Annotated in this window: 18 protein-coding genes; 5 read left to right on the forward strand and 13 right to left on the reverse strand. The window is 53.3% G+C overall.

Going from position 1 to position 22,145, the window contains the following annotated elements; translation table 11 throughout:
- Positions 1–416: 416 nt before the first annotated feature.
- The 4 genes from OUO13_RS00790 to ilvY all read right to left on the reverse strand — a co-directional run bounded on the left by OUO13_RS00790 (position 417) and on the right by ilvY (position 3,832).
- Positions 417–1,022 (reverse strand): protein-methionine-sulfoxide reductase heme-binding subunit MsrQ, encoded by a 606-nt coding sequence (locus tag OUO13_RS00790; RefSeq protein ID WP_283171942.1) that lies wholly within the window; start codon positions 1,020–1,022, stop codon positions 417–419.
- Positions 1,023–1,056: 34 nt separating this feature from the next.
- The gene (gene msrP / locus OUO13_RS00795; RefSeq protein WP_283171943.1) at positions 1,057–2,064 is read right to left on the reverse strand and encodes a protein-methionine-sulfoxide reductase catalytic subunit MsrP; all 1,008 of its coding nucleotides are present in this window, start codon (positions 2,062–2,064) and stop codon (positions 1,057–1,059) included.
- A gap of 69 nt (positions 2,065–2,133) precedes the next feature.
- Positions 2,134–2,907 (reverse strand): CDP-diacylglycerol--serine O-phosphatidyltransferase, encoded by a 774-nt coding sequence (gene pssA / locus OUO13_RS00800; protein ID WP_428982305.1) that lies wholly within the window; start codon positions 2,905–2,907, stop codon positions 2,134–2,136.
- Positions 2,908–2,953: 46 nt separating this feature from the next.
- Positions 2,954–3,832, reverse strand: coding sequence for an HTH-type transcriptional activator IlvY (ilvY, locus tag OUO13_RS00805; RefSeq protein ID WP_283171945.1), 879 nt, complete (start codon positions 3,830–3,832; stop codon positions 2,954–2,956).
- Positions 3,833–3,990: 158 nt separating this feature from the next.
- Here ilvY and ilvC point away from each other — a divergent pair, with 158 nt between their 5' ends.
- Positions 3,991–5,481: a ketol-acid reductoisomerase gene (ilvC, locus tag OUO13_RS00810; protein WP_283171946.1), complete on the forward strand. Its 1,491-nt coding sequence runs from the start codon at positions 3,991–3,993 to the stop codon at positions 5,479–5,481.
- A gap of 102 nt (positions 5,482–5,583) precedes the next feature.
- Here the strand turns inward: ilvC and OUO13_RS00815 are convergent, their stop codons facing one another.
- Positions 5,584–5,844, reverse strand: coding sequence for a glutaredoxin family protein (locus OUO13_RS00815; protein ID WP_283171947.1), 261 nt, complete (start codon positions 5,842–5,844; stop codon positions 5,584–5,586).
- A 345-nt stretch (positions 5,845–6,189) separates the two neighbouring features.
- On the opposite strand from OUO13_RS00815, the gene OUO13_RS00820 reads away from it, so the two are divergent.
- Positions 6,190–7,218 carry a helix-turn-helix transcriptional regulator gene (locus tag OUO13_RS00820; RefSeq protein ID WP_283171948.1) on the forward strand — a complete coding sequence of 343 codons (1,029 nt, stop codon included), beginning with the start codon at positions 6,190–6,192 and terminating at the stop codon, positions 7,216–7,218.
- Between the two features lie 15 nt (positions 7,219–7,233).
- On the opposite strand, the gene OUO13_RS00825 is transcribed toward OUO13_RS00820, so the two are convergent.
- The 6 genes from OUO13_RS00825 to OUO13_RS00850 all read right to left on the reverse strand — a co-directional run bounded on the left by OUO13_RS00825 (position 7,234) and on the right by OUO13_RS00850 (position 13,363).
- Complete coding sequence (locus OUO13_RS00825) at positions 7,234–7,785, reverse strand: NUDIX domain-containing protein (RefSeq protein WP_283171949.1); 552 nt, start codon at positions 7,783–7,785, stop codon at positions 7,234–7,236.
- Between the two features lie 18 nt (positions 7,786–7,803).
- Positions 7,804–8,394 (reverse strand): rhombosortase, encoded by a 591-nt coding sequence (gene rrtA, locus OUO13_RS00830; protein WP_283171950.1) that lies wholly within the window; start codon positions 8,392–8,394, stop codon positions 7,804–7,806.
- Positions 8,394–10,199 (reverse strand): immune inhibitor A domain-containing protein, encoded by a 1,806-nt coding sequence (locus OUO13_RS00835; RefSeq protein ID WP_283171951.1) that lies wholly within the window; start codon positions 10,197–10,199, stop codon positions 8,394–8,396. Before OUO13_RS00835 ends, rrtA begins: the two co-directional genes overlap by 1 nt.
- A 153-nt stretch (positions 10,200–10,352) precedes the next feature.
- Positions 10,353–10,709: a glutaredoxin family protein gene (locus OUO13_RS00840; protein ID WP_283171952.1), complete on the reverse strand. Its 357-nt coding sequence runs from the start codon at positions 10,707–10,709 to the stop codon at positions 10,353–10,355.
- 332 nt (positions 10,710–11,041) lie between these two features.
- A complete protein-coding gene (gene lepB / locus OUO13_RS00845; RefSeq protein ID WP_283171997.1) occupies positions 11,042–11,839 on the reverse strand; it encodes a signal peptidase I in 798 nt (265 codons plus the stop codon).
- Positions 11,840–12,019: 180 nt separating this feature from the next.
- Entirely contained in the window at positions 12,020–13,363 is a 1,344-nt protein-coding gene (locus OUO13_RS00850; protein WP_283171953.1) for a deoxyguanosinetriphosphate triphosphohydrolase, read from the reverse strand.
- A 235-nt stretch (positions 13,364–13,598) separates the two neighbouring features.
- Here OUO13_RS00850 and OUO13_RS00855 point away from each other — a divergent pair, with 235 nt between their 5' ends.
- Both OUO13_RS00855 and OUO13_RS00860 read left to right on the forward strand, forming a co-directional pair.
- Entirely contained in the window at positions 13,599–13,862 is a 264-nt protein-coding gene (locus OUO13_RS00855) for a DUF4212 domain-containing protein (RefSeq protein WP_283171954.1), read from the forward strand.
- A gap of 18 nt (positions 13,863–13,880) precedes the next feature.
- On the forward strand, positions 13,881–15,656 hold the full coding sequence (locus OUO13_RS00860; protein ID WP_283171955.1) for a sodium:solute symporter family protein: 1,776 nt from the start codon (positions 13,881–13,883) through the stop codon (positions 15,654–15,656).
- Between the two features lie 152 nt (positions 15,657–15,808).
- Here OUO13_RS00860 and OUO13_RS00865 read toward each other — a convergent pair whose 3' ends face one another.
- Together OUO13_RS00865 and OUO13_RS00870 are read right to left on the reverse strand one after the other, a co-directional pair.
- Positions 15,809–16,414: a 3'-5' exonuclease gene (locus OUO13_RS00865; protein WP_283171956.1), complete on the reverse strand. Its 606-nt coding sequence runs from the start codon at positions 16,412–16,414 to the stop codon at positions 15,809–15,811.
- On the reverse strand, positions 16,414–18,213 hold the full coding sequence (locus OUO13_RS00870) for a DUF294 nucleotidyltransferase-like domain-containing protein (RefSeq protein ID WP_283171957.1): 1,800 nt from the start codon (positions 18,211–18,213) through the stop codon (positions 16,414–16,416). The genes OUO13_RS00865 and OUO13_RS00870 overlap by 1 nt, the downstream gene beginning before the upstream one ends.
- Positions 18,214–18,574: 361 nt before the next feature.
- Here OUO13_RS00870 and OUO13_RS00875 point away from each other — a divergent pair, with 361 nt between their 5' ends.
- Complete coding sequence (locus OUO13_RS00875; RefSeq protein ID WP_283171958.1) at positions 18,575–22,048, forward strand: PAS domain-containing hybrid sensor histidine kinase/response regulator; 3,474 nt, start codon at positions 18,575–18,577, stop codon at positions 22,046–22,048.
- Positions 22,049–22,145: the final 97 nt, after the last annotated feature.

A 22,145-nucleotide genomic window follows, 5' to 3' on the forward strand; every position in this document is an offset into this window, starting at 1 on the left:
TTGCATGTGTTAAGCCTGCCGCCAGCGTTCAATCTGAGCCATGATCAAACTCTTCAGTTCAAAGTGTTTCGAGTGAAAGAATTCACTCTAAATCTTGCTCAGGAAAAAACTGACAATAAATGAATCATCGACAGAGTCTTACCTGATAATCTTATGACGCCAGATCATCCCGGTAAGCACCCACACGAATTACTTATGCAGATTGTTAAAGAACTTCTGAATGTCGACTTCGTCGTTCATTTCAGCGCAATGCATTCTACAGCATCATTCTTCATTGTCAAGCGTTATTTTAAAATTTATTTTTAAAATCAACCACTTAGAAGACTGATCGAGCTTCGCCTTGCAGACTTGCTCAATCGAGGCGGCGAACTATACCGGGATTTTCGGCAGGGTCAACCGTATTTTGCAAAATTATTTCAAAACGACTTTGGTCGTATCTGAGTGACCAAAAAACGCTCAAAAAGAAGAATAAACAGCATAGACGAGAACAGTACCGGTTCCAGCCAGTTGGCGCGGATTTGCAGTAAATAATGAATCGCTACCAGAACCGCAACGACATACACCAACCGGTGCAGCTTTTTCCAACGCGAAGCAAGACGGCGTTGCCAGTTACGGGTCGAGGTAACGGCCAACGGAATCAGCAACAACCAGCCAAAGGCACCGAGAAGCAGATACGGACGCTTGATGATTTCAGATGCAACGTCCTGCCACTGCCATTCCAGCAAAAATGCGCAATACGCGAGCAGATGCAAGGTTGTATAGAGAAAACACAAAAGCCCGAGCGTACGTCGATGCTGCAGAAGCAGTCTTTGACGGCCACGACGCCATAGCGTCGTGGCCGTCAAAGACGCGATAAGACAGTACAGCCCCCATTCACCAGTGAAGTGCACAATCGCCTTGCCGGGTTCAGGCCCGAGAATTTCCCAATCACCACTCTGAAGCTGCCAGATCTGAACCAGCAGCCAACCAAGAGGAATCAGTCCCAGTAACCAAGCAATAACACCTGCACCTATCGCACGCATGAGGAGATCCTGCCAATAGCGATGAATAACCCGGTTAATACAGTCGGGTCAGATCCATTCCTGTGTATAACGACGCAACTTCCTCGCCGTAACCGTTAAATGGCAGCGTCGGAATGCGGCTGTCTGAAAACAGTCCTGCCGGTAAACGGCGTTCTGAAGCCTGGCTCCAGCGTGGATGATCAACTGCCGGGTTCACGTTCGCATAAAAGCCGTATTCACGAGGATCGGTCTGGTTCCAGGTGGTCATTGGCATCTCTTCAATGAAGTCGATCCCGACAATCGATTTGATGCTTTTGAAACCGTATTTCCACGGCACAACCAGACGTAATGGCGCACCATTCTGATTGGGTAACACCTCGCCATACAGGCCCACAGCCAGAATGGTTAACGGGTGTGTCGCTTCATCCATGCGCAGGCCTTCACGATATGGCCACTCGATGGTTGAAAAACGGCTCTTCTGACCCGGCATTTGTGTCGAATCTTCGAGTGTACGGAAGCTGACATATCGGGCTGACGACAACGGACGCGCCTGACGGATCAGATCAGCCAACGGAAAACCGATCCAAGGAATCACCATGGACCAGGCTTCGACACAGCGCAGGCGATAGATACGCTCCTCGAGCTCTACACCAGCCAGAATATCTTCGAGGGTTCTGGTTCCAGGTTTTTCACACAAACCACCAATTGTCACCGACCACGGGTCGGTCTTGAGGGTATGCGCGTTGGCTGCCGGATCCGTCTTGTCGTAGCCAAACTCGTAGAAATTGTTGTAACCGGTGATAGCACCCCATGGAGCCGGCTTGTCGGTCTTGCCGTACTGGCTGTCATGAGCCTTGAGAATTTGCTGTTGTAACCATATTGGTCCAGCAGACACTTCCGGTGGAGTACGAGGGCGCTGCAGAGCAAACGCAGAGGAAGGAGCAAGAGCAGCCAATGCCAGTGCACCGGCTTCCGCCATAAATTGGCGACGATTCAGATATGCCCCTTGCGGGGTGATCTCGGACGGCAGTACATCGGATCGTTTACGTGTGCGAATCAGCATACGATTTCTCCAGCACGATCGGGTCAGGAAGGATATAGACCACTACCGTCCGCGAGGTTCACCCCGTCATCAAGCCTGACGACGGGATTTGCGCATACGGCGCGAAATGTAGAGCGCAGGGCCAGACAGTGCATATCCGAAGAAAATGGACAGCAGCACCTTGGCAGGGTCGAGGAATACCACAACAAACACTAGCACGATCACCAGCAGTGCGACAAACGGCACCTTGCCACGCAGATCGAGCCCTTTGAAGCTGTGATACTTGAGATTGCTAACCATCAGCAGACCCGCGACAGGTACCAGGAACGCCATCAACCAGCGAACGTCTTCGCCACTTACACCCATCTCACTGAAAGCCCATACAGTCCCCGCCACCAGAGCAGCAGCAGATGGGCTGGCCAAACCGGTAAAGAAGTTCTTGTCGGCAACAGCCAGCTGGGTGTTAAAACGCGCAAGACGCAGTGCAGCAGCAGCGGCATACACAAATGCAGCCATCCAGCCCAGCTTGCCGAGATCCTGCAGTGACCAGGTAAATGCCACCAGAGCCGGTGCCATACCAAAGGACACCATGTCAGAGAGGCTGTCGTACTCCGCACCAAAGGCACTCTGGGTATTGGTCATACGAGCCACACGCCCATCCAGACCATCCAGAACCATGGCGATAAAAATCGCAATCGCCGCCTTGTCGAAGAAACCGTTCATGGCGCTGATAATGGCGTAGAAACCAGAGAACAGCGCTGCGGTGGTAAACAGATTAGGAAGCAGGTAAATCCCCCGTCGACTGGCACGAACCGGAGCAGCTTCAGCAGTCTTGCAAGCATCAGGGGTTTGATCATCTGTCATCATTAGCCGAAATATCCCGATATTGGCACAAGGCCCGCATTATGCGTCATCCGGCGATGGCTGTCTTCCATAACGCCTGAATCAGAGGTTCCTCCAGTCTTGAGCTCTGGGCACAGACACCAATCAGAAACGGTTCCAGCTCTGGCTGAACCGACAGGACACGCACACGGCCAGATACCGGACTATTACGTAAAACCAGCTCAGGCACGACACCAACCCCCACCCCCAGAGCCACCATACTGACGATGGCTTCATTCCCCGCCACTTCAGCATCTATATGAGGGATCAAGCCCTTGGCACTGAACCACTGATTCACGCGCAGACGAGCAAGGCCACTGGCAGACAACACCATAGGCACCCTACTCCAGTCGGGATTGACCCGATCCAGTTGCGGAACCGACGCCATATTCCGCGGAGCAATAAAGAGTAATGGACTCGACGTCAGCGCCCGAAACGTTAACCCTGCCTCCAGCTGCTCTGGCCGTGCAGCCACCACAATGTCAGCATCAGCGCTCAGCACCTTGGGGATCGACTCGGCGGCATCACCGGTCTGGATACGCAAATCCACTAACGGATAACGCTCACGAAAACGAGTAAGAAGGTCCGGCAGGATGCTGATACTGGCCGTCACCGAACAATACAGGGACAGACTTCCATGCAAATCACTGACACGGGTATTCACCTCATTACGGAACGTATCCCACGACACCAGTGTCTGTTCTGCGTGCCGACGAAAACGCTCACCGGCAGAGGTCAGAACCAGCGGGGTACTGTCACGATTCACCAGAACCGTCCCCGCTTCCTCTTCCATACGCGCCAGTCGTCGGCTCAGGGTCGAAGGGCTCATATGTAACTGCTCCGCTGCCCTTCCCAGATGAAGGGTTGAGCAAAGCGTGAGGAATGCTTGCAAGTCTCTGTATTCCAAGACTTTTTACTCCGACACCAGAATTCACGTTGTAACGCTGCAGTGCTATTGCAGCAAATGCAACGCCACCGCGCAAATATTGCATTTTACGCAACAGCAAAGTTGCCATACCATGCGGTGGTTTTTTACTCCATCCACACCAGAATGAGGAAAAGAAGATGGGTGCCAATTACTTCAACACGCTGAACCTGCGTGAAAAGCTGGATCAGCTGGGCCGTTGCCGCTTCATGGATCGCAGCGAATTCGCTTCCGAGTGCGATTATCTGAAAGGCAAGAAGATCGTCATCATCGGCTGTGGCGCCCAGGGTCTGAACCAGGGTCTGAACATGCGCGATTCTGGTCTGGACGTTTCCTACACCCTGCGTGCAGAAGCGATTGCTGAAAAGCGTCAGTCCTGGAAAAACGCTACTTCTAACGGTTTCCCTGTTGGCACCTACGAAGAACTGATTCCACAGGCTGACCTGCTGATCAACCTGACTCCTGACAAGCAACACTCTGCTGTTGTTGGCGCCGTTATGCCTCTGATGAAGCAAGGCGCTGCGCTGGGTTACTCCCACGGCTTCAACATCGTTGAAGAAGGTATGCAGGTTCGTAAGGACCTGACCGTAGTAATGGTTGCTCCAAAGAGCCCAGGTTCTGAAGTACGTGAAGAATACAAGCGTGGTTTCGGCGTTCCTACCCTGATCGCTGTTCACCCTGAAAACGATCCAAATGGCGACGGTATCGAAATCGCCAAAGCATGGGCTGCCGGTACTGGCGGTCACCGCGCGGGCGTTCTGGAATCTTCTTTCGTTGCTGAAGTGAAGTCCGACCTGATGGGCGAACAGACCATTCTGTGCGGCATGCTGCAGACTGGCGCCATCCTGGGCTTTGAAAAGATGGTTGAAGACGGTATCGACGAAGGTTACGCCGCCAAACTGATCCAGTTCGGCTGGGAAACCGTTACCGAAGCTCTGAAATACGGCGGCATCACCAACATGATGGACCGTCTGAGCAACCCTGCCAAAATCGAAGCTTTCGATATGGCTGAAGACCTGAAAGAACTGATGCGTCCACTGTTCCGCAAACACCAGGACGACATCATGACTGGTCACTTCTCCAGCACCATGATGGAAGACTGGGCTGCTGGCGATGCCAACCTGCTGAAATGGCGTGAAGAAACCGCTGAAACCGGTTTCGAAAAAGCACCAGCTTCTGACGTTGTGATCGACGAACAGGAATACTTCGATAAGGGCATCATGCTGGTTGCCATGGTTAAAGCGGGTGTAGAACTGGCTTTCGAAACCATGGTTGAGTCTGGCATCGTTGAAGAGTCTGCTTACTACGAGTCTCTGCACGAAACCCCACTGATCGCCAACACCATCGCTCGTCGCAAACTGTACGAGATGAACGTTGTGATCTCCGACACCGCTGAATACGGCAACTACCTGTTCTCCCACGCTGCAGTTCCACTGCTGCGCGAGAAGTTCATGCCACACATCAGCACTGACGTGATCGGTAAAGGTCTGAACGTGAAGTCCAACTCTGTGGACAACAAGCGTCTGATCGAAGTGAACGACGCCATCCGCAACCACCCTGTTGAGTGGGTTGGTCAGGAACTGCGTGGTTACATGCAAGACATGAAACGTATCGTGGAAGCTTCCAACTGATACGTTTTCAGCTTGAAACGCTTAAAAAACCCGGCTGATGCCGGGTTTTTTATTGGGATATATTCGCCAGATTATCCACGCATTGGCATACACAGAAGAATATCAGGGATTTACCGGCGCCACGGCTTGCAGCCATTCCAGGCAAGTCGATACATCAAACGGCCAATCCAGCTCTGCACCGGACTGATCATGCCGTAACACCGGAATTCGAACGCCATAACGTTCAATATCGACCTCACTTTCACCAATATCTTCAAGATAAACCGACAGGTCAGTTCGGTAAACCGAACACTGGATCAGCACCTGCTGAGCCAGTTCACACAAATGACACCCCTCGGTACCGAGCAGGGTTAACTCCAGCATTACCTTCTCCTGAATATATCGTCATGCGCCTGAAATAATCTCATTAACTGACCTATCTGCAGACAAGTTTTTCAACAGCTGGCACATTCGCAGGCGATGCCTTCATATACGTTCGGAACAGTTGACCGAACCAGCCAGTCACATGAGATTGTCTTTTTAAGGTGATCACTATCCGGCCAGTTGCTGAAATACCGCTCGTCAGCCCCAAAGCACAAGTTGATAAGCACCTCATTATAATTTATAAGCATATGCAACATTCATTCTATACCCATTAAATCCGGGTATCCGTCATATCCCTGCATCTTTCGGATACAGGGCGGATAACGAAAACTACGAGTCTGACGAATGAGCCCCGAGCAAGGGTACCTGGCAGCCCATGTCATCAAACCGTTGGCGGTCACGCTGGCACACGTGGACGAGGATGCCAACCGCCTGCAAATACGCAACAGCACTCGCCAACTGGGTGAAGCTCCGGTATTGCTGCCGGCCGAGCAAGCCGACGAGCTGTTAAAGCGCTGGATGGCACTGAGTGATCCGGCTGCTTGCGTCATGGCCGCTCGCCGCTTCGACCCGGCGCAAAGTGCAGCACTGCATCATCTGGTGTTGTGCAGCAACAGTCTGCGCGAAGGCTTGTACTATCTGGAGAAATTCTCCGGCCTGTTGTCCGAGCAAATGTCGGTACAGGTCATGCGCCACCGCTCGGGTATGATCCGGGTGCGCATTTCATTACGCCAGAATATCAGGAGCAATACCGATCGTTGGCGCATGGAATTGCTACTCAGCACACTGGTGAGCTGGCTCTGCCAGCTGTGTGGTCCACAACTGAAAATCGAACACCTGTATCTACCATGGGAAGAACAACCATACGGGAGCTTATATGCACAGCGTTGGAATACTTCAGTCAGTTTTGATAATGAACACTGTGTGATGGAGTTCCAACCCAAAAGTCTCGACATGGGTTTGCATCAGACTAATCCGAATATCACCATGCTGTTACGTAGGGAAGTGGAAACCCATTTCCGCAAACTGGTACGCAGCGGAGCCCTCGCAGATCACATCGCCAGTGCATTTTCCACCGGAGTTCTGGCACTGTCAGCCGACCAGAAGGAAGTCGCTGAACACTTTCATATCAGCCCAAGAACGCTCAATCGTTATCTGCAGAAAGACAATACATCGCTAAAGCAGTTGATTACCGAAGCGCGCATCCATATGGCTCGTGATCTGTTGATGAATACTCGCCTGGGTATCGATGAGATAGCCCAGCGTCTGGGCCTGTCAGGTCGCCGGGCTCTGGACCGGATTTTTACCCGCTCCGAAAACATCAGCCCGGCGCGTTACCGCGACCAATCCTGCTTCCAGTCCGAGACCGAATAAGCCTGAGCGTTACGCTCATGCCAGTCCCATCAACCGCACACGCTGAATGGTAGCAACCGATACCAGGTCGGTAATACGTCCATCCATGGTCATATCAAACGCTTCCTGAAATGGTAAGCGACGGATTTCCAGAACTTCGGTGTCATCAAACTCGGTTTCACCTTCCGTCAACCCAGTTGCCAAAAACACAAAAGCCTGTTCATCGGTAATGCAGTTACTGACACAGAAACGTCCGAGTGGTATCAACGCTGAAGCCAGCAAACCGGTTTCTTCACGCAACTCTCGCAGCGCCGACTCTTCCGGAGACTCGTCCATCGGCCCACCGCCCATTGGCACTTCCCAATGATATTCATCAAAAGGGAAACGATGTTGGCCAATCAGCCAGACATCACCGTTATCTGCCAGCGGCAACACGGCAATAGCACGATTCTGGAAGGACACCACACCGTAGATACCCGGCAAACCATTCGGCTTGAGTACCTGGAATTCATTCACACGAATCCAGGGATTGGTATAGATTTCTTCTGAGGAAGTTATGGTGAAAGGACCGCGTTTTACGTGGCTCATGGTCGAAAATCCCTGACATCAGTTTCTGGGTAATTTCCCGAACAGTGCCATAGCCATCAGCCAGATACCACCGGCAATTACGCCGAACAGATGCGCTCTGGTTTCAACCCGACCGCCGATCACATCCATCAGCGCCTGATCGTTATAAAACGGGGTTTGCTCCCACAACACCTTGCCAACAATCACCAGCAACAACAGCCACGCAGGCCAGCCGCGATACAAGGGCATCAGGAATGGCACCACCAGCAACATTCCGTGTAACACACCAGAAAGGCCAACATACCGCTGCAGATCCGGTGCAAACCAGTACAACCCACCACCAACACCCAAAGCACACCAGGCGAACAGCCATACCAGCAGTTTCTCGGAAAGGTCATGGCGAATGATAAAACCGAGAAACGCCAGCCCGGCGGCATTTCCCAGTACATGGGTTAACGACAGATGAACAAAATGGCCACTGAACAAACGCCATATCTGGCCCTGATCAATCGCCTGACGATTAAACTCCAGCCATTCTCCCAGGCCCGGAATCAGCAATAGCAGCATCAGGGCAAAAGCACCGAACTCAAGCCGATAATCATGCAAACGCAAATCCAATGCCGAAGGCATCAAATGGCTCTTCTTCCAGCACGTCCCTGATGTTCCGCTTTACGGAGACGACGCCACATCCAGAATCCGGGCACCAGCCACCAGGGCTCAAGAAAACCGCCACCGCTTCCACCACCAGAGCCTCCAGATTCGCCCCCCGAATTACCGGAAGAACTCCCGGAGGCCGGTGCAGCGCTGACATCCGTCGTCACCGAATCCACGATTGGCTCAGCGTCCGGTGCTGCAATCGGAGTGGAAATTGTGGCACGCACCAGCAAGGCCATCATCAGATGGCGATCAGCAGTCAGCCAGGCATCTCCTTCTCCGCGCCAATTATTGTCAGCAAAACCATCGGCCAAACGCGAGCCAAGAACCGCACTGCCCTCCTGACTTGAAACAATCACTGCCACTGCGCTAGCAATCGGCACCTCGACAGGGTAGTCAAACAACATGCGTTTCCAACCAGGGGCGGCCTGACTGACCGTAGCGTGTGCCAATAACACCCCGCTATCCGGATCGCGTAGTTCAACATCAATACTGCCCTCTTCAATCACCAGCAGATCGATGCCATCCAGCCACTGCCAGCGATTACTAACATCCAGCTCCACTATCTGCAGCCACTGCTCACCCGAGAAACGGGGAATCCAGCCAGAATCGGCGGGAATATTGCCATCCCCGACAAATCCGCCCACCACAGAAGACTCCTCAAAAGACGTCAACACCTCTCCGCTCCAGTTCAGAGTGGCCAACGTCTGGCTATTGTCGTTACTGCTTACCGACGCCAACGATGTCACAGCCGTTCCTGAGGTGAGTGTAATAATCGGATTGCTGTTATCCAGAGGAAGGATCACATTGTCAAAGCGGCTCAATCCCGCGCTGCCATTCACATCCAGCAGAACCGCTTCCGGCAAGCCTGTCACCGGATGAGGACGGCTTTCGAGCAACAGATACCGCCCATGACGGTAAGGGTCCAGATCAATCCGGCGCACACCCGGAGCGGCCGGTATCGAAGTCACCTCCCGGCTCCACCCCAACAACGCCGACGGTGTTTCACCGGCACTGCTGCCGTTCCAGCCCCCCAACGCCATAAGACCACGACGACCAACGCCTTCAGCAATACCGTATTCAGGAATCAGGTCTGGCAATCCCAGCAGCAGATGCCCCAGTTCGTGGCATAACAAACCGATGGTGGCCAAGTGGTCGTTGTGTAACTCCCCTGCCATCACGTAGGTCGTCATGTGAATGGCACCGACAGTACCACTGGCGAGCAGGCCCTGATGCGCCCATATATTCGGATGGGGTGACAGACCGCCAGCAACCGCCTGTTCATAACCGGCCAAAAATACCACCAGCGCCAGCTCGTTGCCGTCCAGCCACCCATCATGATTACGATCGTACTGACCAAAGGCTTCGCCATAGCCGGCTTCATCCAGAGCGCCCAGTACGTCTACCATCAGATTACGGCTGTTACCGGAACCTGCGGAACGACCAAAGTCAGGGTGAGGATAAGGCAGGACAATATCAACAATGCCGCCATCGGCGATGCCATCGGCAGGGGTAATCCGGAAGTTCTGTTCAGAACTGTTCAGATAGAAATCTCTGACGCTATTGCCAGAGCCAAAAAAAAGATCGCCAACCTCGGCGTCAGAATAAGCTGGCAGAATATCGCCGAAACCAACCCGTACTACCAGCAAGGGTTGTTCAAACGGCCCTCCCCCATAGCGGTACTCACGACGGCCCGCTTCTTCAAGAGCAAAACTGGTCCCGGGTGCCAGCACCACCACGGCCATACAAACAGTAAAAAGGCGAACAAGGATGACAGGCATACCAGCAACAAGCTCGGAGAGAATCCTGCTTGAAGATTAGCTGGCAGCCCACACGCCAGAGGGCGTTGCAACAAGACGCTACCAATCAGCGAGCAATGTCACTGACAGATTACAAACAACTACAGAGCGTCAAATAACAGGCGATATAAGAAATCAGAAACGACGTTCGAGGTACTCAAGAATGGCTTCAGGACTGTAGAGCCAGTCACTGGTTTTGTCGCCGTCGACACGCAGACAAGGAACTCGTGGTGCACCACCACCATGAACCAGCTCGTTCAGAAAAGCATCAACTCGACGGACGTCTTTTTCAACCACTCGCAAACCCAAACGCTTGCAGTGGCGTTTGATCGAAATAGAAGAGGGGCAATTAGTGGCAAGATACAGATGCATGCGCCTGGACTCGCGCTCCAGAGTATTCAACTCCTGGATTGGACGAACTACCGGCTTTACCGGAATCAGGCGATCAGCGATATGCAACGCAAATCCCTGGAGCTGTCGGGTAATCTTCATACTCAGACGCACCACACAACAAAGAGGCAGCGAATTGTATTCCCACCAGCGAAAACTTCCAGTCCCGAAAACATGAAAACTGCTGCGACCAAAGCATCAAAAATCGTTATGTACCTGGGTAGCAGATCACAGATTCATCAAAAGTATGGTAGCCATGAGCGACAGAGTGACGGCAGTCATCATCCAGCGTGACCAGCGGCAGACCTTACAGGGACGGGCCATTTCGGTTCTCGGCGGTAATCAGTCATGATTTACAGACTAGACCGAAATGGCTGTTATGCCACTCGTTATGCCACTACAGGAGTCGCCGGGCACAAGTCCCGGCTCGGGGATTATTTGATCCAGTGGTTACGATCCAGCGAAGGCACAGAATTCCAGCCTTTCCAGTGCATCCACACTGCAACAGCCTTACCCACAATGTTCTTTTCTGGCACAAAACCCCAGACACGGCTGTCGCTGCTGTTACCGCGGTTATCACCCATCATGAAGTAATGCCCTTCTGGCACAACGTCGTTGTAGTCAGGACCTGCACTCACACCCACATTACCGAACATATCACTACGCACCACCCACTGGACGGTTGCTTCAGCATTGTCGAGTTTCTCGGTCGCCAGGAACTTGACCGGCGCAAATGATGGCTCACCACCCAGCTCGGTCGTTTCAATGGCTTTGCCGTTAACAGTAAGACGACCACCATGGTATTCAATCCGATCTCCCGGCAGGCCAATTACACGCTTGATGAAATAACGGGCGTCGTTCGGCGGGAAAAACACCATCACATCACCACGCTGCGGAGTACCGATGGGCACCAGCGTGTTACCAAATACCGGCATACGCAGACCATAGGCAAACTTGTTCACCAGAATAAAGTCACCCTCGATCAGGCCTGGCTCCATGGAAGCGGATGGAATCTGGAAAGGCTCAGCCACAAAGGAACGCAGTACAAACACCAGCGCCAGCACCGGGAAGAAGGATTTGCTCTGCTCCACCAGCATAGGCTCGGCAACCGAACCATCGTTGACAGTCAAACCGGCAGCGGCCAGACGACGAGGGGCCAGCCAGAGCTTGTCTACCAGCGCGACCAGACCGGTAACCAGAGTGGCGACCATCAGGACAAGGGGGAAATCAATGTTCATATATAAAGAGATTATCCGGATTCGGTAAAAGGCAGGATTCTACCCGCCAAGGGGGTTGCAGGCGAGTCAACATAGGCTAACGGCCGCGCCTTGATAGACCATCGGAGTTCACAATAATTCCGATGCAGCATTCTGGCGCCATTTTGTGGCACCTCTGCCACAATCCAGCAGCACTCAAAAATGACTACCGGGGTTATAACCGGAGAACTGGCGGGCCAGACTGGCAGCATAACTGTCGGTCATACCAGCCACAAAGTCGATGACACGCATGTAGGCTTGATACAACGGCCAGTTTGGCTGCGGCGCGGAACGTCCCATCAATTCCAGCAAACGCTGGTTGCGGAATGTTGAACGGCCATCGAGTGCACATTCTCGTGCAGCGCCCAGAAATGCCTCCAGCAGAATCGCCAGAGTTGAGTAGGAACCAATCTCGATCGACAACTTGCGGCCATCCCGGAAAATACGCTGCCGGGCCAGCTCCTTGGCACCATGAATCACCATTCGCACAGCTTCAGGGCAATAGTCGATCAGACCACCCACCAGCGCGCCGGCCAACAATGCCTTTTCATTACGCACAAATACAGAAGCCACTTCCTGCACCAGAATTTCCATGCAGTAACCGCGCAGGATTTGCAGATGACGGCGGGCCCCATCTTCGTTATCAAGATCGGCCTGAACCTGATCCCACTGGTTCTCAAGCAACGGCCGCAACAGGTCTTCCACCTCCTGATACTGCAGAAGTCCCATTTCCACACCATCTTCGAGGTCGATCAGGCCATAACAGATGTCATCCGCGGCTTCGACCAGATATACCAGCGGGTGCCGACACCAGCGATTCTCGCCACGCTCCAGCAATCCCAGAGAGTTGGCGACTTCACGCAAAATCGGCAGCTCGGACTGGTAACAGCCGAACTTGGCAGCACGTCCGTTACTGACTTCCGCCGACGTCCAGGGATACTTCAGAAACGCTCCCAGGGTGGCATGGGTCAGACGCATACCACCGTTGAAACGGTTGTACTCCACCTGGGTCACCAGACGAAACCCCTGGGCATTACCTTCAAAGGTCATCAGATCAAGCCGCTCGGCATCTGACAGCCCTTCCAGAAAACCGGCATGCGCTGGAGCCCGAAACCAGGCCCGGATAGCATCTTCACCGCAATGGCCATAAGGCGGATTACCAATATCGTGCGCCAGACAGGCCGCCTGAACCAGCGCACCGATATCGGCGGGATCGATATTCTCGGGCAATGTCAGGGAATATCCGACCAGACTCCCTAATGAACGGCCGACACATCCCACTTCCAGACTATGAGTCAGACGGCTATGCACGTGATCGTTATCCGTTAATGGATGAACCTGTGTTTTGCGGTTAAGACGACGAAACGCCGATGAAAACACAATACGGTCATAATCCTTGTGATAAGGCGTGCGTCCGGGGTCCAGCGATAACTTGCCTTGCGCCTCCCCGGAACGAACCGGAGCCAGCAAACGCTTCCACGACATAGTCCCATTACTCATCAGGTGCCCTCCGGGTAACTCCTGCGAACCGTAGTCCAAATCCATCTGACCATCCTAACACAGTGCTATAAGACTATTGTCTCGGCATCATCAAAGCAAAATAACCACATGATTTATATAATATTTTTAATATGCCAATCGTTATCTTTAACGCTAAGACCAAGGTCTATCTGTCGTTTGCCAGCAACCACCGCTACGTTAACAGGACCTGAAAAATAAAAATTAGGAGGGGTTTATGGCTTTCAAGTCAGAAGATGACAAAAAGGCGTACTGGAGCCGCAATATCAACCTGATGATCACACTGCTGGTTATCTGGGCGCTGGTATCGTACGGATTCGGTATTGTTCTGCGTCCAATGCTCGACGCAATTCCTGTTGGTGGTGTTGGCTTGGGATTCTGGTTTGCCCAGCAAGGCTCCATCTACGCGTTCCTTGTGATCGTGTTTTTCTACGCCAAAAAAATGCGCGAACTCGATAAAGAGTTCGGCGTTGACGAATAATAATAAGGGGTACCAGGAATGGATCTGACAACTTTAACCTACCTGGTGGTAGGTGCGACGTTTGCCCTGTATATGGGCATCGCGGTTTGGGCCCGAGCGGGTTCTACCGGTGAATTCTACGCAGCAGGCGGTGGTGTTCACCCGGTTGCCAACGGTATGGCTACCGGTGCTGACTGGATGTCTGCGGCATCCTTTATCTCCATGGCAGGCCTGATCGCCTTCCAGGGTTACGACGCTTCTATCTTCCTGATGGGTTGGACCGGTGGTTACGTTCTGCTGGCCTTGTGCCTGGCTCCATACCTGCGCAAGTTCGGCAAGTTCACAGTGCCTGACTTCATTGGTGACCGCTTCTACTCCAGCACAGCCCGTATCGTTGCGGTTGCGTGTCTGATCATTGCTTCCATCACTTACGTAATCGGCCAGATGAAAGGTATCGGTGTTGCGTTCTCCCGTTTCCTCGACGTGGACTACGCAACCGGTCTGTATGCCGGTATGGGTATCGTATTCTTCTACGCCGTACTCGGTGGTATGAAAGGTGTTACCTACACCCAGATCGCCCAATACTGCGTACTGATCTTCGCTTACACCGTACCAGCCATTTTCATTTCCCTGAACATTACTGGTAACCCGATTCCACAGCTGGGCTTCCTGGGTGACACCGCCGACGGCACGCCGTTTATGGTGAAACTCGACCAGACTCTGGTTGACCTTGGCTTCGCTGAATACACCGCCCAGAAAGGCAATACCTTCAACATCCTGATGTACACCCTGTCGCTGATGTTTGGTACTGCCGGTCTGCCACACGTAATCATCCGCTTCTTCACCGTACCAAAAGTAGCGGACGCTCGTACCTCTGCCGGTTGGGCACTGCTGTTCATCGCGATCCTGTACACCACTGCTCCAGCAGTAGGTTCCATGGCTCGTCTGAACCTGACCAACACGGTACAGACTGGCCCTGTTGGTTCTGCCGAAGGCAACCTCGCTTACGCTGAACGTCCTGACTGGTTCAAGAAATGGGAAAACACTGGTCTGCTGGCTTTTGAAGACAAGAACGGTGACGGTCGTATCCAGTACTACAACGACAAGAACGCTGACTTCAACGCCAAAGCTGCCGAGTTCGGCTGGAAAGGTAACGAACTGGTGAAAGTGGATCCGGACATCATGGTTCTGGCCAACCCTGAAATCGCCCAACTGCCTAACTGGGTAATTGCCCTGGTGGCTGCAGGCGGCCTGGCTGCTGCACTGTCTACCGCTGCTGGTCTGCTGCTGGCGATCTCTTCTGCCATCTCTCACGACCTGCTGAAGAGCACCTTCATGCCAGACATCAGTGAGAAAGCCGAACTGAATGCCGCTCGTATCTCCATGGCGGGTGCAATCCTGGTAGCCGGTTACCTGGGTCTGAACCCACCAGGCTTTGCTGCTCAGGTAGTAGCTCTGGCGTTCGGTCTGGCAGCTGCGTCTATCTTCCCGGTTCTGATGATGGGTATCTTCTCTACCCGCATTAACAACCACGGTGCGGTAGCCGGTATGCTGGTTGGTCTGGTGTCCACTCTGGTGTACATCTTCACCTACAAAGGCTGGCTGTTCATTCCTGGTACCGAAATGCTGGCCAACACTCCAGACAACTGGTTCCTGGGTATCTCCCCAGAAGCCTTCGGTGCTCTGGGCGCCCTGCTGAACTTCGTGACTGCCAATATCGTCACTGGTATGACCAAACCAGTACCGGAGCATATCCGTCACATGGTTGAAGATATCCGCGTTCCAAAAGGTGCCGGTGCAGCCCAGTCTCACTGATATCCACAATATAAAGTAGTAGCGCACACAGACGGCCAGGATTTCCTGGCCGTTTTTTTATGCCTGAAATTTAAACAGCAACCACACACCGATAATAAAAACCCCCGTCACTGCTAAAGCGACAGGGGTTTCAGGGTAACAATGCGGACCGATCAGAAGCGGGTCAGTTTGATATGCATCAGTGCCGTCGAAATCACATCACCAATCGCGGTATGACGCTCGATAATGGGTACATTCAGATCGGTCGCCAACGCTTCAAAGGTCAGCTTTAACGGCAAATCCGGATACAACCTACGCTTCTTGCGCACATAAATTTCCGATACTTCAATAAACTGATTAGGTAACTGGAAGTTGTGCAGCTGACGGATGTAGCGATTCAGAATGGCGCGATCGTATTCGATATAAAAGCCACATATTGGGCGGTTGCCGATAAAATCCAGCAGCTTCTCGATTGCTTCCGCCAACGACACCCCATTCAACCGGTCTTCACGCCGCAAATAATGCACACGAACCGCATTCGGGTCAGTCACTGCATCGGAACGAATGGTCAGATCCAGAGCATCTGCCAACAGGATTTCGTTCCCCCGCACCCGCACCGCGGCCACACTCAGTAACTCACCTTTTTTCTTGTCGAAGATACTGGTTTCACAGTCCAGCACGACGATTTCGTCCCCTTCGTAGGGTTCAGCCATATGGCGCCAGCGGCCTTCGGGGGGCAGTTGTCCGGGAATATGTTTGCGTAACCAGTGTGGCAACATCAGAAATTCTCCAGACGGAAATGACTGACCAGGGTTTGTTTGAACTTCTTAACCCGATGCAAGGCGTGGCGCAGCATGTTGCGGTCCACACTGCGCAGCAGTTTGACATCCAGCTGCTGGCTTAACCCGGGATTATCACCGCCGCGCTCCAGCTGCTGGCGCAGACGAATCCGCCAGAAAAAGATCAGCGCGTCCTTCAGACCCTGAGCGGTTTCGGCATCCACCAGCCCTTTTTCCTGCAGACGGTCGATACGTTCGAGAGTGTTGCAGTCATCAATCGCCTGTTCAAATGCAAGTGCTCGCACACCGTGCACCAGCGGAAAAATGCCACCCTTCTTGATATCCAGCTTGCCGTGATCCTCGCGGATATTACCGAGGATGGTCAGTGGCGTTTCAAACTGCAGCGCCGGTTTGGCAAAACGTGCCGACACAATACTGGCGCGCAGGGATTCCAGCTGCCAGCTGGCCTTGATCGGATGAAACAGGTGTGGACTACCACACACGGGTTCGGCATCCATAAAAATGGCCATATTCATCATGGCTTCCGGCTTGCCGGAGTCCAGCCAGCGCCGTACTCGGGCCTTCCAGCCATCGATGGTGTCAATCCAGCTATCGTTGATAAACATTACCCCGCCCGGACAAGGGGGATAACCAAAATCGAGCAAGGCCTGGTGCAACTGCTGCAACAACGGCAATACGGCTTCGCGATCGTGCTCGTTTTCCAGAATGATGGCGTTGTCCTGATCCGTCTTGAGGATCTGCTCCCCTCGCCCTTCACTGCCCAACACCAGAATACACACCGCGCGGCGTAGACGTTCCGGGAAAATCAGTTCAAACGCACGGTGAATCAGACGGCGGTTAAGAGTGGTAATCAGCTCCTGCAGGGCAATCATCTTCACACCCTGGTTGTTCATGGTAGCCACCAGGTTTTCCAGACGACGCGATGCCGATACCAGATCTTTCAGGCTCTTGGCCTGTTCGATACGCATGGCAATGATATGAGAGTGAGTCGAGAAGGTACTGAGCATATCCATCAGCTCCAGCAACCCGACAATTTCGCCGTCGCGTTTTACAACAACACGCTCGATTTTATGCTGGGTCATTTTCAGCAGCGCGTTGAACAGGAAGTCGCCGTAATTCACATGGATAAGATTGAACTGGGCAATGTCCTCCACCCGGGTCTGTTTGGTTTTGTCACCCAGCAGAGTCGACTTCAGCAAATCCGTGCCGGTAACAATCCCGACCCGCTCGCCATCACGCACCAGCAAGGCATCGTGCTTTTTTTCGAACATCAGCGAGGCCACACGGCTGAGATTGGTCTGGGGGGATACATACACCGCCGGGCGAATAACATCGTCATCAACCCGTGACAGAATAAATTCCGATACGCTCTGATCCTGCTGTTCTACCATCGACTGCTGGGTGCCGAGATCGGTATTGAAGAAAATCGACAGATCCCTGGACTCATTCAACAGCTCAATAAAATCCTTGGCCTTGAGCAAATAACACAGGGTTTCTTCCAGTGCCCGGTATTGATGTTTGCAGCCGGACTCCAGCACTGCCCGCACATCAAAGATGTCCTCCTTGCCGTATTGGGTAAAGACATGCTCACCGGTTTCGTCCGTTTCCTCCACCACCCCCTTATAGATGATATAGACCCCTGGTGCCGACTGGCCCTTGCGCAAAATCACTGCCCCAGCTGGAAAGAACACCAGATCCAGTCGCTGGGTCAGCCACGCCAGCTGGTCTTCCGATAGAAAACTGAAAGGCGGTTGATGAAGGTTGATCTGCAAGGTCATGACAGGGCTCCTTTCGGACATTATCCGTGCCTGCCGCTACGGCAATCAGCCGGAATTGCGGACACTCGTTATTATTGTTGGCCCGCCAATCACGGGCATCCAGCTTTTCATTTAGCCCCCGTCATGAGTAGCAGGGAATGTGACCAAAGGCTAAAAATGCCAGCACTATGACCGGGATCAGTCCATAATTGGTTAATGACACAATCGTTTATATGCCAATATAAATGCCAGATATACAACTTTGGTCATTCATCCATGACCATATCGATACGTCAGTAAGGGAGCGTGTTATGCTCCGCGGCGGTCAAAAAAGGCACAGTCTGCCCCGGCAGACCCGATAAGAACGAACACAAGGTGCAGCATGATTCCGGTTTGGCAACTGGTCCTGATTTCAGTCCTGTATATCGTCACCCTGTTTGGTATCGCCTGGTACGGCGATCGTCGGGCTCACCTCGGCAAACCGATCCACAATTCCGGCCTCGTTTACAGTTTGTCGCTGGCCGTCTACTGCACTTCATGGACGTTTTACGGCGCGGTTGGCCAGGCGGCTACCAGTGGCTGGATGTTCCTGGCTATTTACCTTGGGCCGATTCTGTTTCTGACCCTCTATTGGCGTTTGCTAGGCAAGATCATCCGGATTGCCAAGGAAAAACGTATCACCTCGATTGCCGATTTCATCGCCACCCGTTATGGCCGCGATCACACCCTGGCGATTCTGGTAACTCTGGTGGCAATTCTCTGCGTGGTGCCCTACATCGCCCTGCAGCTAAAAGCCATTTCCACCACCTTTGACCTGCTGATTGTGCCATTGGGGAATGACCCAACGGGGCCACATGACTTCTGGGAAGACACGGCGTTTTACATCAGCCTGGTGATGGCCATGTTTGTGATCGTATTTGGCACTCGGGATATCGACGCCAGTGAGCAACACCCCGGCATGATGTTGGCGATTGCATTTGAGTCGGTGGTGAAACTGGTGGCGTTTGTCGCCGTTGGCATCTGGGTGATGACCTATCTGTACGACTCTCCTACCGAACTGTTTGAGCTGACCCGCAAGGTCTTGCCGGAACATCCGCTGATTGCCGGCAAGATGGTCACGCTGTCATTCATGCTCCAAACCCTACTGGCCGGTTTTGCCATTCTGGCCTTGCCACGGCAGTTTCAGGTCAGTGTGATTGAAAACGAATCGATCCAGCACATTCGAATTGCACGCTTCCTGTTCCCGATTTACCTGATCCTGATGATGTTGTTTGTGGTGCCGATTGCCCTCACCGGCCACCTGTTTATGCAAGACATTGGCTTTGAACCGGATACCTATGTGCTGAGCCTTCCAGTCGCGCTGGGTCAGGAAGCACTTGCTGTCATGGCGTTTATTGGCGGTGGCAGCGCCGCCACCGGCATGATTATTGTCGCCACCATTGCCGTCAGCACCATGGTGTCCAACGAACTGGTGTTGCCCGCCATGTTCCGCCAGCAGCAGACCAGTACCGATATGCAGCATTCCAGCAAGGTTCGCACACTGGTGTTAACCGTGCGCCGCCTGGTCATTCTGTCGATGATTCTGGGTTCCTATCTGTTTTATCGGCTGGTCGGCGAGTTCGACTCGTTGGCCGCCATTGGCATGTTGTCGTTTGCCGCTGCCGCCCAGTTTGCTCCTGCCCTGATCGGCGGCATGGTCTGGCAAGGCGGTAATCGCCAGGGTGCGATTGCCGGCCTGGTAGCTGGTGTCAGCGTCTGGTTCTACGGACTGATGTGGCCATTTATTACCCAGAACCTGCCCGGTGTCAGCGAAGATCATCTGGCCGATATTGTTGCCGGTTTTAATATCGACCAGTTCAGTACCGGGGTGATTCTAAGCCTCGTCAGCAACCTGTTTTTTTACATCCTGTTTTCTGTTGTCACCAGTGCCTCCGTGCGCGAACGTATGCTGGCCGGTGACTTCACCAGCGCCCGCAGCCTGACCCAAAAAGACCGCATTTTGCCAGCCTTCGACTGCAAGGTGGACGACGTTCGGGTAGTGCTGGAACGTATTCTCGGCTTCCGTAAAACCGATGACTTCTTTACCGATTATCAGGCCCGCCATGGCATCCAGTACGACAATGCCATCGCCAGCAGCAGCCTGATTCAGGAAGCCGAAAAACTGCTCGGATCTGTGGTGGGATCCTCATCGGCACGGGTGATTTTTTCGACCCTGCTCGGTGGTGAGCGCATCCAGATTCGCGACCTCGCGTTCCTCGCCAGCGAAGCCAGTCAGGCCTTCTCCATGAGCCGTGAGCAATTACAGGCCGCACTGGAAAACCTGCAGCAAGGCGTCAGTGTGGTCGATCGCGACCTCAAACTGGTGGCCTGGAACCATCGTTATCTGGAAATTTTTAACTATCCGCCGGGCTTTATTCAGTCTGGCCGACCGATTCAGGAAGTGATCGCGTTTAACGCCAATCGCGGTTTTTGTGGCACCGGCGCGCTTGAAGAACAGGTCAACCGTCGTATGAGTTTCCTGCGCTCCGGCTCCGCCCACCAGTTCGAACGCTCGCTGCCCAATGGCGTGGTGATCTATATGCAGGGGCATCCGATGCCCGATGGCGGCTTTGTTACCAGTTTTACCGACATCACCGTCCACCGCCGTGCCGAACAGGCGCTGCGCGAGGCCAATGTATCCCTCGAACAACGGGTCGAAAAAAGCACCCAGCAGCTGGATGACGTAACCTCGCGCCTGATTGAAGCCAATAACAGCAAAACCCGCTTCCTGGCAGCCACCAGCCACGACCTGATGCAGCCACTCAACGCGGCCAAACTGTTCGCCTCCACGCTGGCGCAAAAACAGCTCAACGAGGAACAGGGCAAACTGCTGGAACACCTCGAAGGTGCGCTGCAATCCGCCGAAGACGTGTTATCAGTTCTGGTGGAAATCGCCAAACTGGATGCGGGAGCCATGGAGCCCAACCCGCATGCCATCCAGCTCAGTACCGTATTAAAACCACTGCGCGATGAATTCACTGCACTGGCGGCCGCCAAAGGGCTGAAGCTGAAAGTCCGCAATACCGGTTTATGGGTGCGCAGCGACGCCCACTGGTTACGTCGAATTCTGCAGAACCTGCTCAGTAATGCCGTGCGTTATACCCCGACAGGTGGTGTGGTGCTGGGGTGTCGTAAACGTGGCGAACAACTGGTGATTGAAGTCTGGGATACCGGCATCGGGATTCCATCATCCAAGCTGAAAGAGATTTTTGGCGAGTTCAAACGCCTGAATCAGGGCAAACAGGACAGCAAGGGGCTTGGGCTTGGCCTCGCTATTGTTGAACGTATGGCGAAACGTATGGGTCATGAAGTCAGTGTGCGCTCACGTCCCGGCAAAGGCACCTGTTTCAGCCTGACCGTTCCTGTTGCACCGCCCGATCTCAGCCGTCAGGACAACCACGACTCACGGGTACTCGCCAGTGCCAGTTTTGAAGGGGTTCCGACCTTCTGTATTGATAACGACGAGGAAGTGCTGGCCGGTATGAACGCCCTGCTCGACAGCTGGCAATGCCAGGTGTACTCCTGCAATGGCCTGCAAGACGTCGACAATATTCCATTCAAGCCGCGCATCATGCTGGCGGATTACCAGCTCGATAACGATGAAACCGGTTTGCAGGCGATGAACCACCTGCGCGAGAAATTCGCCGACCCACAGATTCCCGGCATTATCATTTCCGCCGATCCGCGCCAGTCGGTATCCGAAGAAGCCAAAGCCAACGGTTATCATTATCTGCGCAAGCCGATTCGTCCGGCTGCACTGCGCGCGCTGATCCGCCGTCTGATCAGCCAGCCTGCAGATCATGGCCAGCAAGACTAACTCTTCCGAGCAGGAATAAAAAAAGCGCCATCAGGTAATGCTGATCAATTAAGGACTTTTAAACAGCCTGATCATTGATTTCCGAATTTTCCCAGCG

It is taken from the genome of Parathalassolituus penaei, assembly GCF_026626885.1.
GTDB classification, from domain to species: Bacteria; Pseudomonadota; Gammaproteobacteria; order Pseudomonadales; family Oceanobacteraceae; genus Oceanobacter; species Oceanobacter penaei.

What these genes read in the sequence shown, in the direction of transcription:
- OUO13_RS00790 (WP_283171942.1), bottom strand. Translation starts at nt 1,022, where the DNA reads ATGCGTGCGATAGGTGCAGGTGTTATTGCTTGGTTACTGGGACTGATT.
- msrP (WP_283171943.1), bottom strand. Translation starts at nt 2,064, where the DNA reads ATGCTGATTCGCACACGTAAACGATCCGATGTACTGCCGTCCGAGATC.
- pssA (WP_428982305.1), bottom strand. Translation starts at nt 2,907, where the DNA reads ATGACAGATGATCAAACCCCTGATGCTTGCAAGACTGCTGAAGCTGCT.
- ilvC (WP_283171946.1), top strand. Translation starts at nt 3,991, where the DNA reads ATGGGTGCCAATTACTTCAACACGCTGAACCTGCGTGAAAAGCTGGAT.
- OUO13_RS00815 (WP_283171947.1), bottom strand. Translation starts at nt 5,844, where the DNA reads ATGCTGGAGTTAACCCTGCTCGGTACCGAGGGGTGTCATTTGTGTGAA.
- OUO13_RS00820 (WP_283171948.1), top strand. Translation starts at nt 6,190, where the DNA reads ATGAGCCCCGAGCAAGGGTACCTGGCAGCCCATGTCATCAAACCGTTG.
- OUO13_RS00825 (WP_283171949.1), bottom strand. Translation starts at nt 7,785, where the DNA reads ATGAGCCACGTAAAACGCGGTCCTTTCACCATAACTTCCTCAGAAGAA.
- rrtA (WP_283171950.1), bottom strand. Translation starts at nt 8,394, where the DNA reads ATGCCTTCGGCATTGGATTTGCGTTTGCATGATTATCGGCTTGAGTTC.
- OUO13_RS00835 (WP_283171951.1), bottom strand. Translation starts at nt 10,199, where the DNA reads ATGCCTGTCATCCTTGTTCGCCTTTTTACTGTTTGTATGGCCGTGGTG.
- OUO13_RS00840 (WP_283171952.1), bottom strand. Translation starts at nt 10,709, where the DNA reads ATGAAGATTACCCGACAGCTCCAGGGATTTGCGTTGCATATCGCTGAT.
- OUO13_RS00850 (WP_283171953.1), bottom strand. Translation starts at nt 13,363, where the DNA reads ATGAGTAATGGGACTATGTCGTGGAAGCGTTTGCTGGCTCCGGTTCGT.
- OUO13_RS00855 (WP_283171954.1), top strand. Translation starts at nt 13,599, where the DNA reads ATGGCTTTCAAGTCAGAAGATGACAAAAAGGCGTACTGGAGCCGCAAT.
- OUO13_RS00860 (WP_283171955.1), top strand. Translation starts at nt 13,881, where the DNA reads ATGGATCTGACAACTTTAACCTACCTGGTGGTAGGTGCGACGTTTGCC.
- OUO13_RS00865 (WP_283171956.1), bottom strand. Translation starts at nt 16,414, where the DNA reads ATGTTGCCACACTGGTTACGCAAACATATTCCCGGACAACTGCCCCCC.
- OUO13_RS00870 (WP_283171957.1), bottom strand. Translation starts at nt 18,213, where the DNA reads ATGACCTTGCAGATCAACCTTCATCAACCGCCTTTCAGTTTTCTATCG.
- OUO13_RS00875 (WP_283171958.1), top strand. Translation starts at nt 18,575, where the DNA reads ATGATTCCGGTTTGGCAACTGGTCCTGATTTCAGTCCTGTATATCGTC.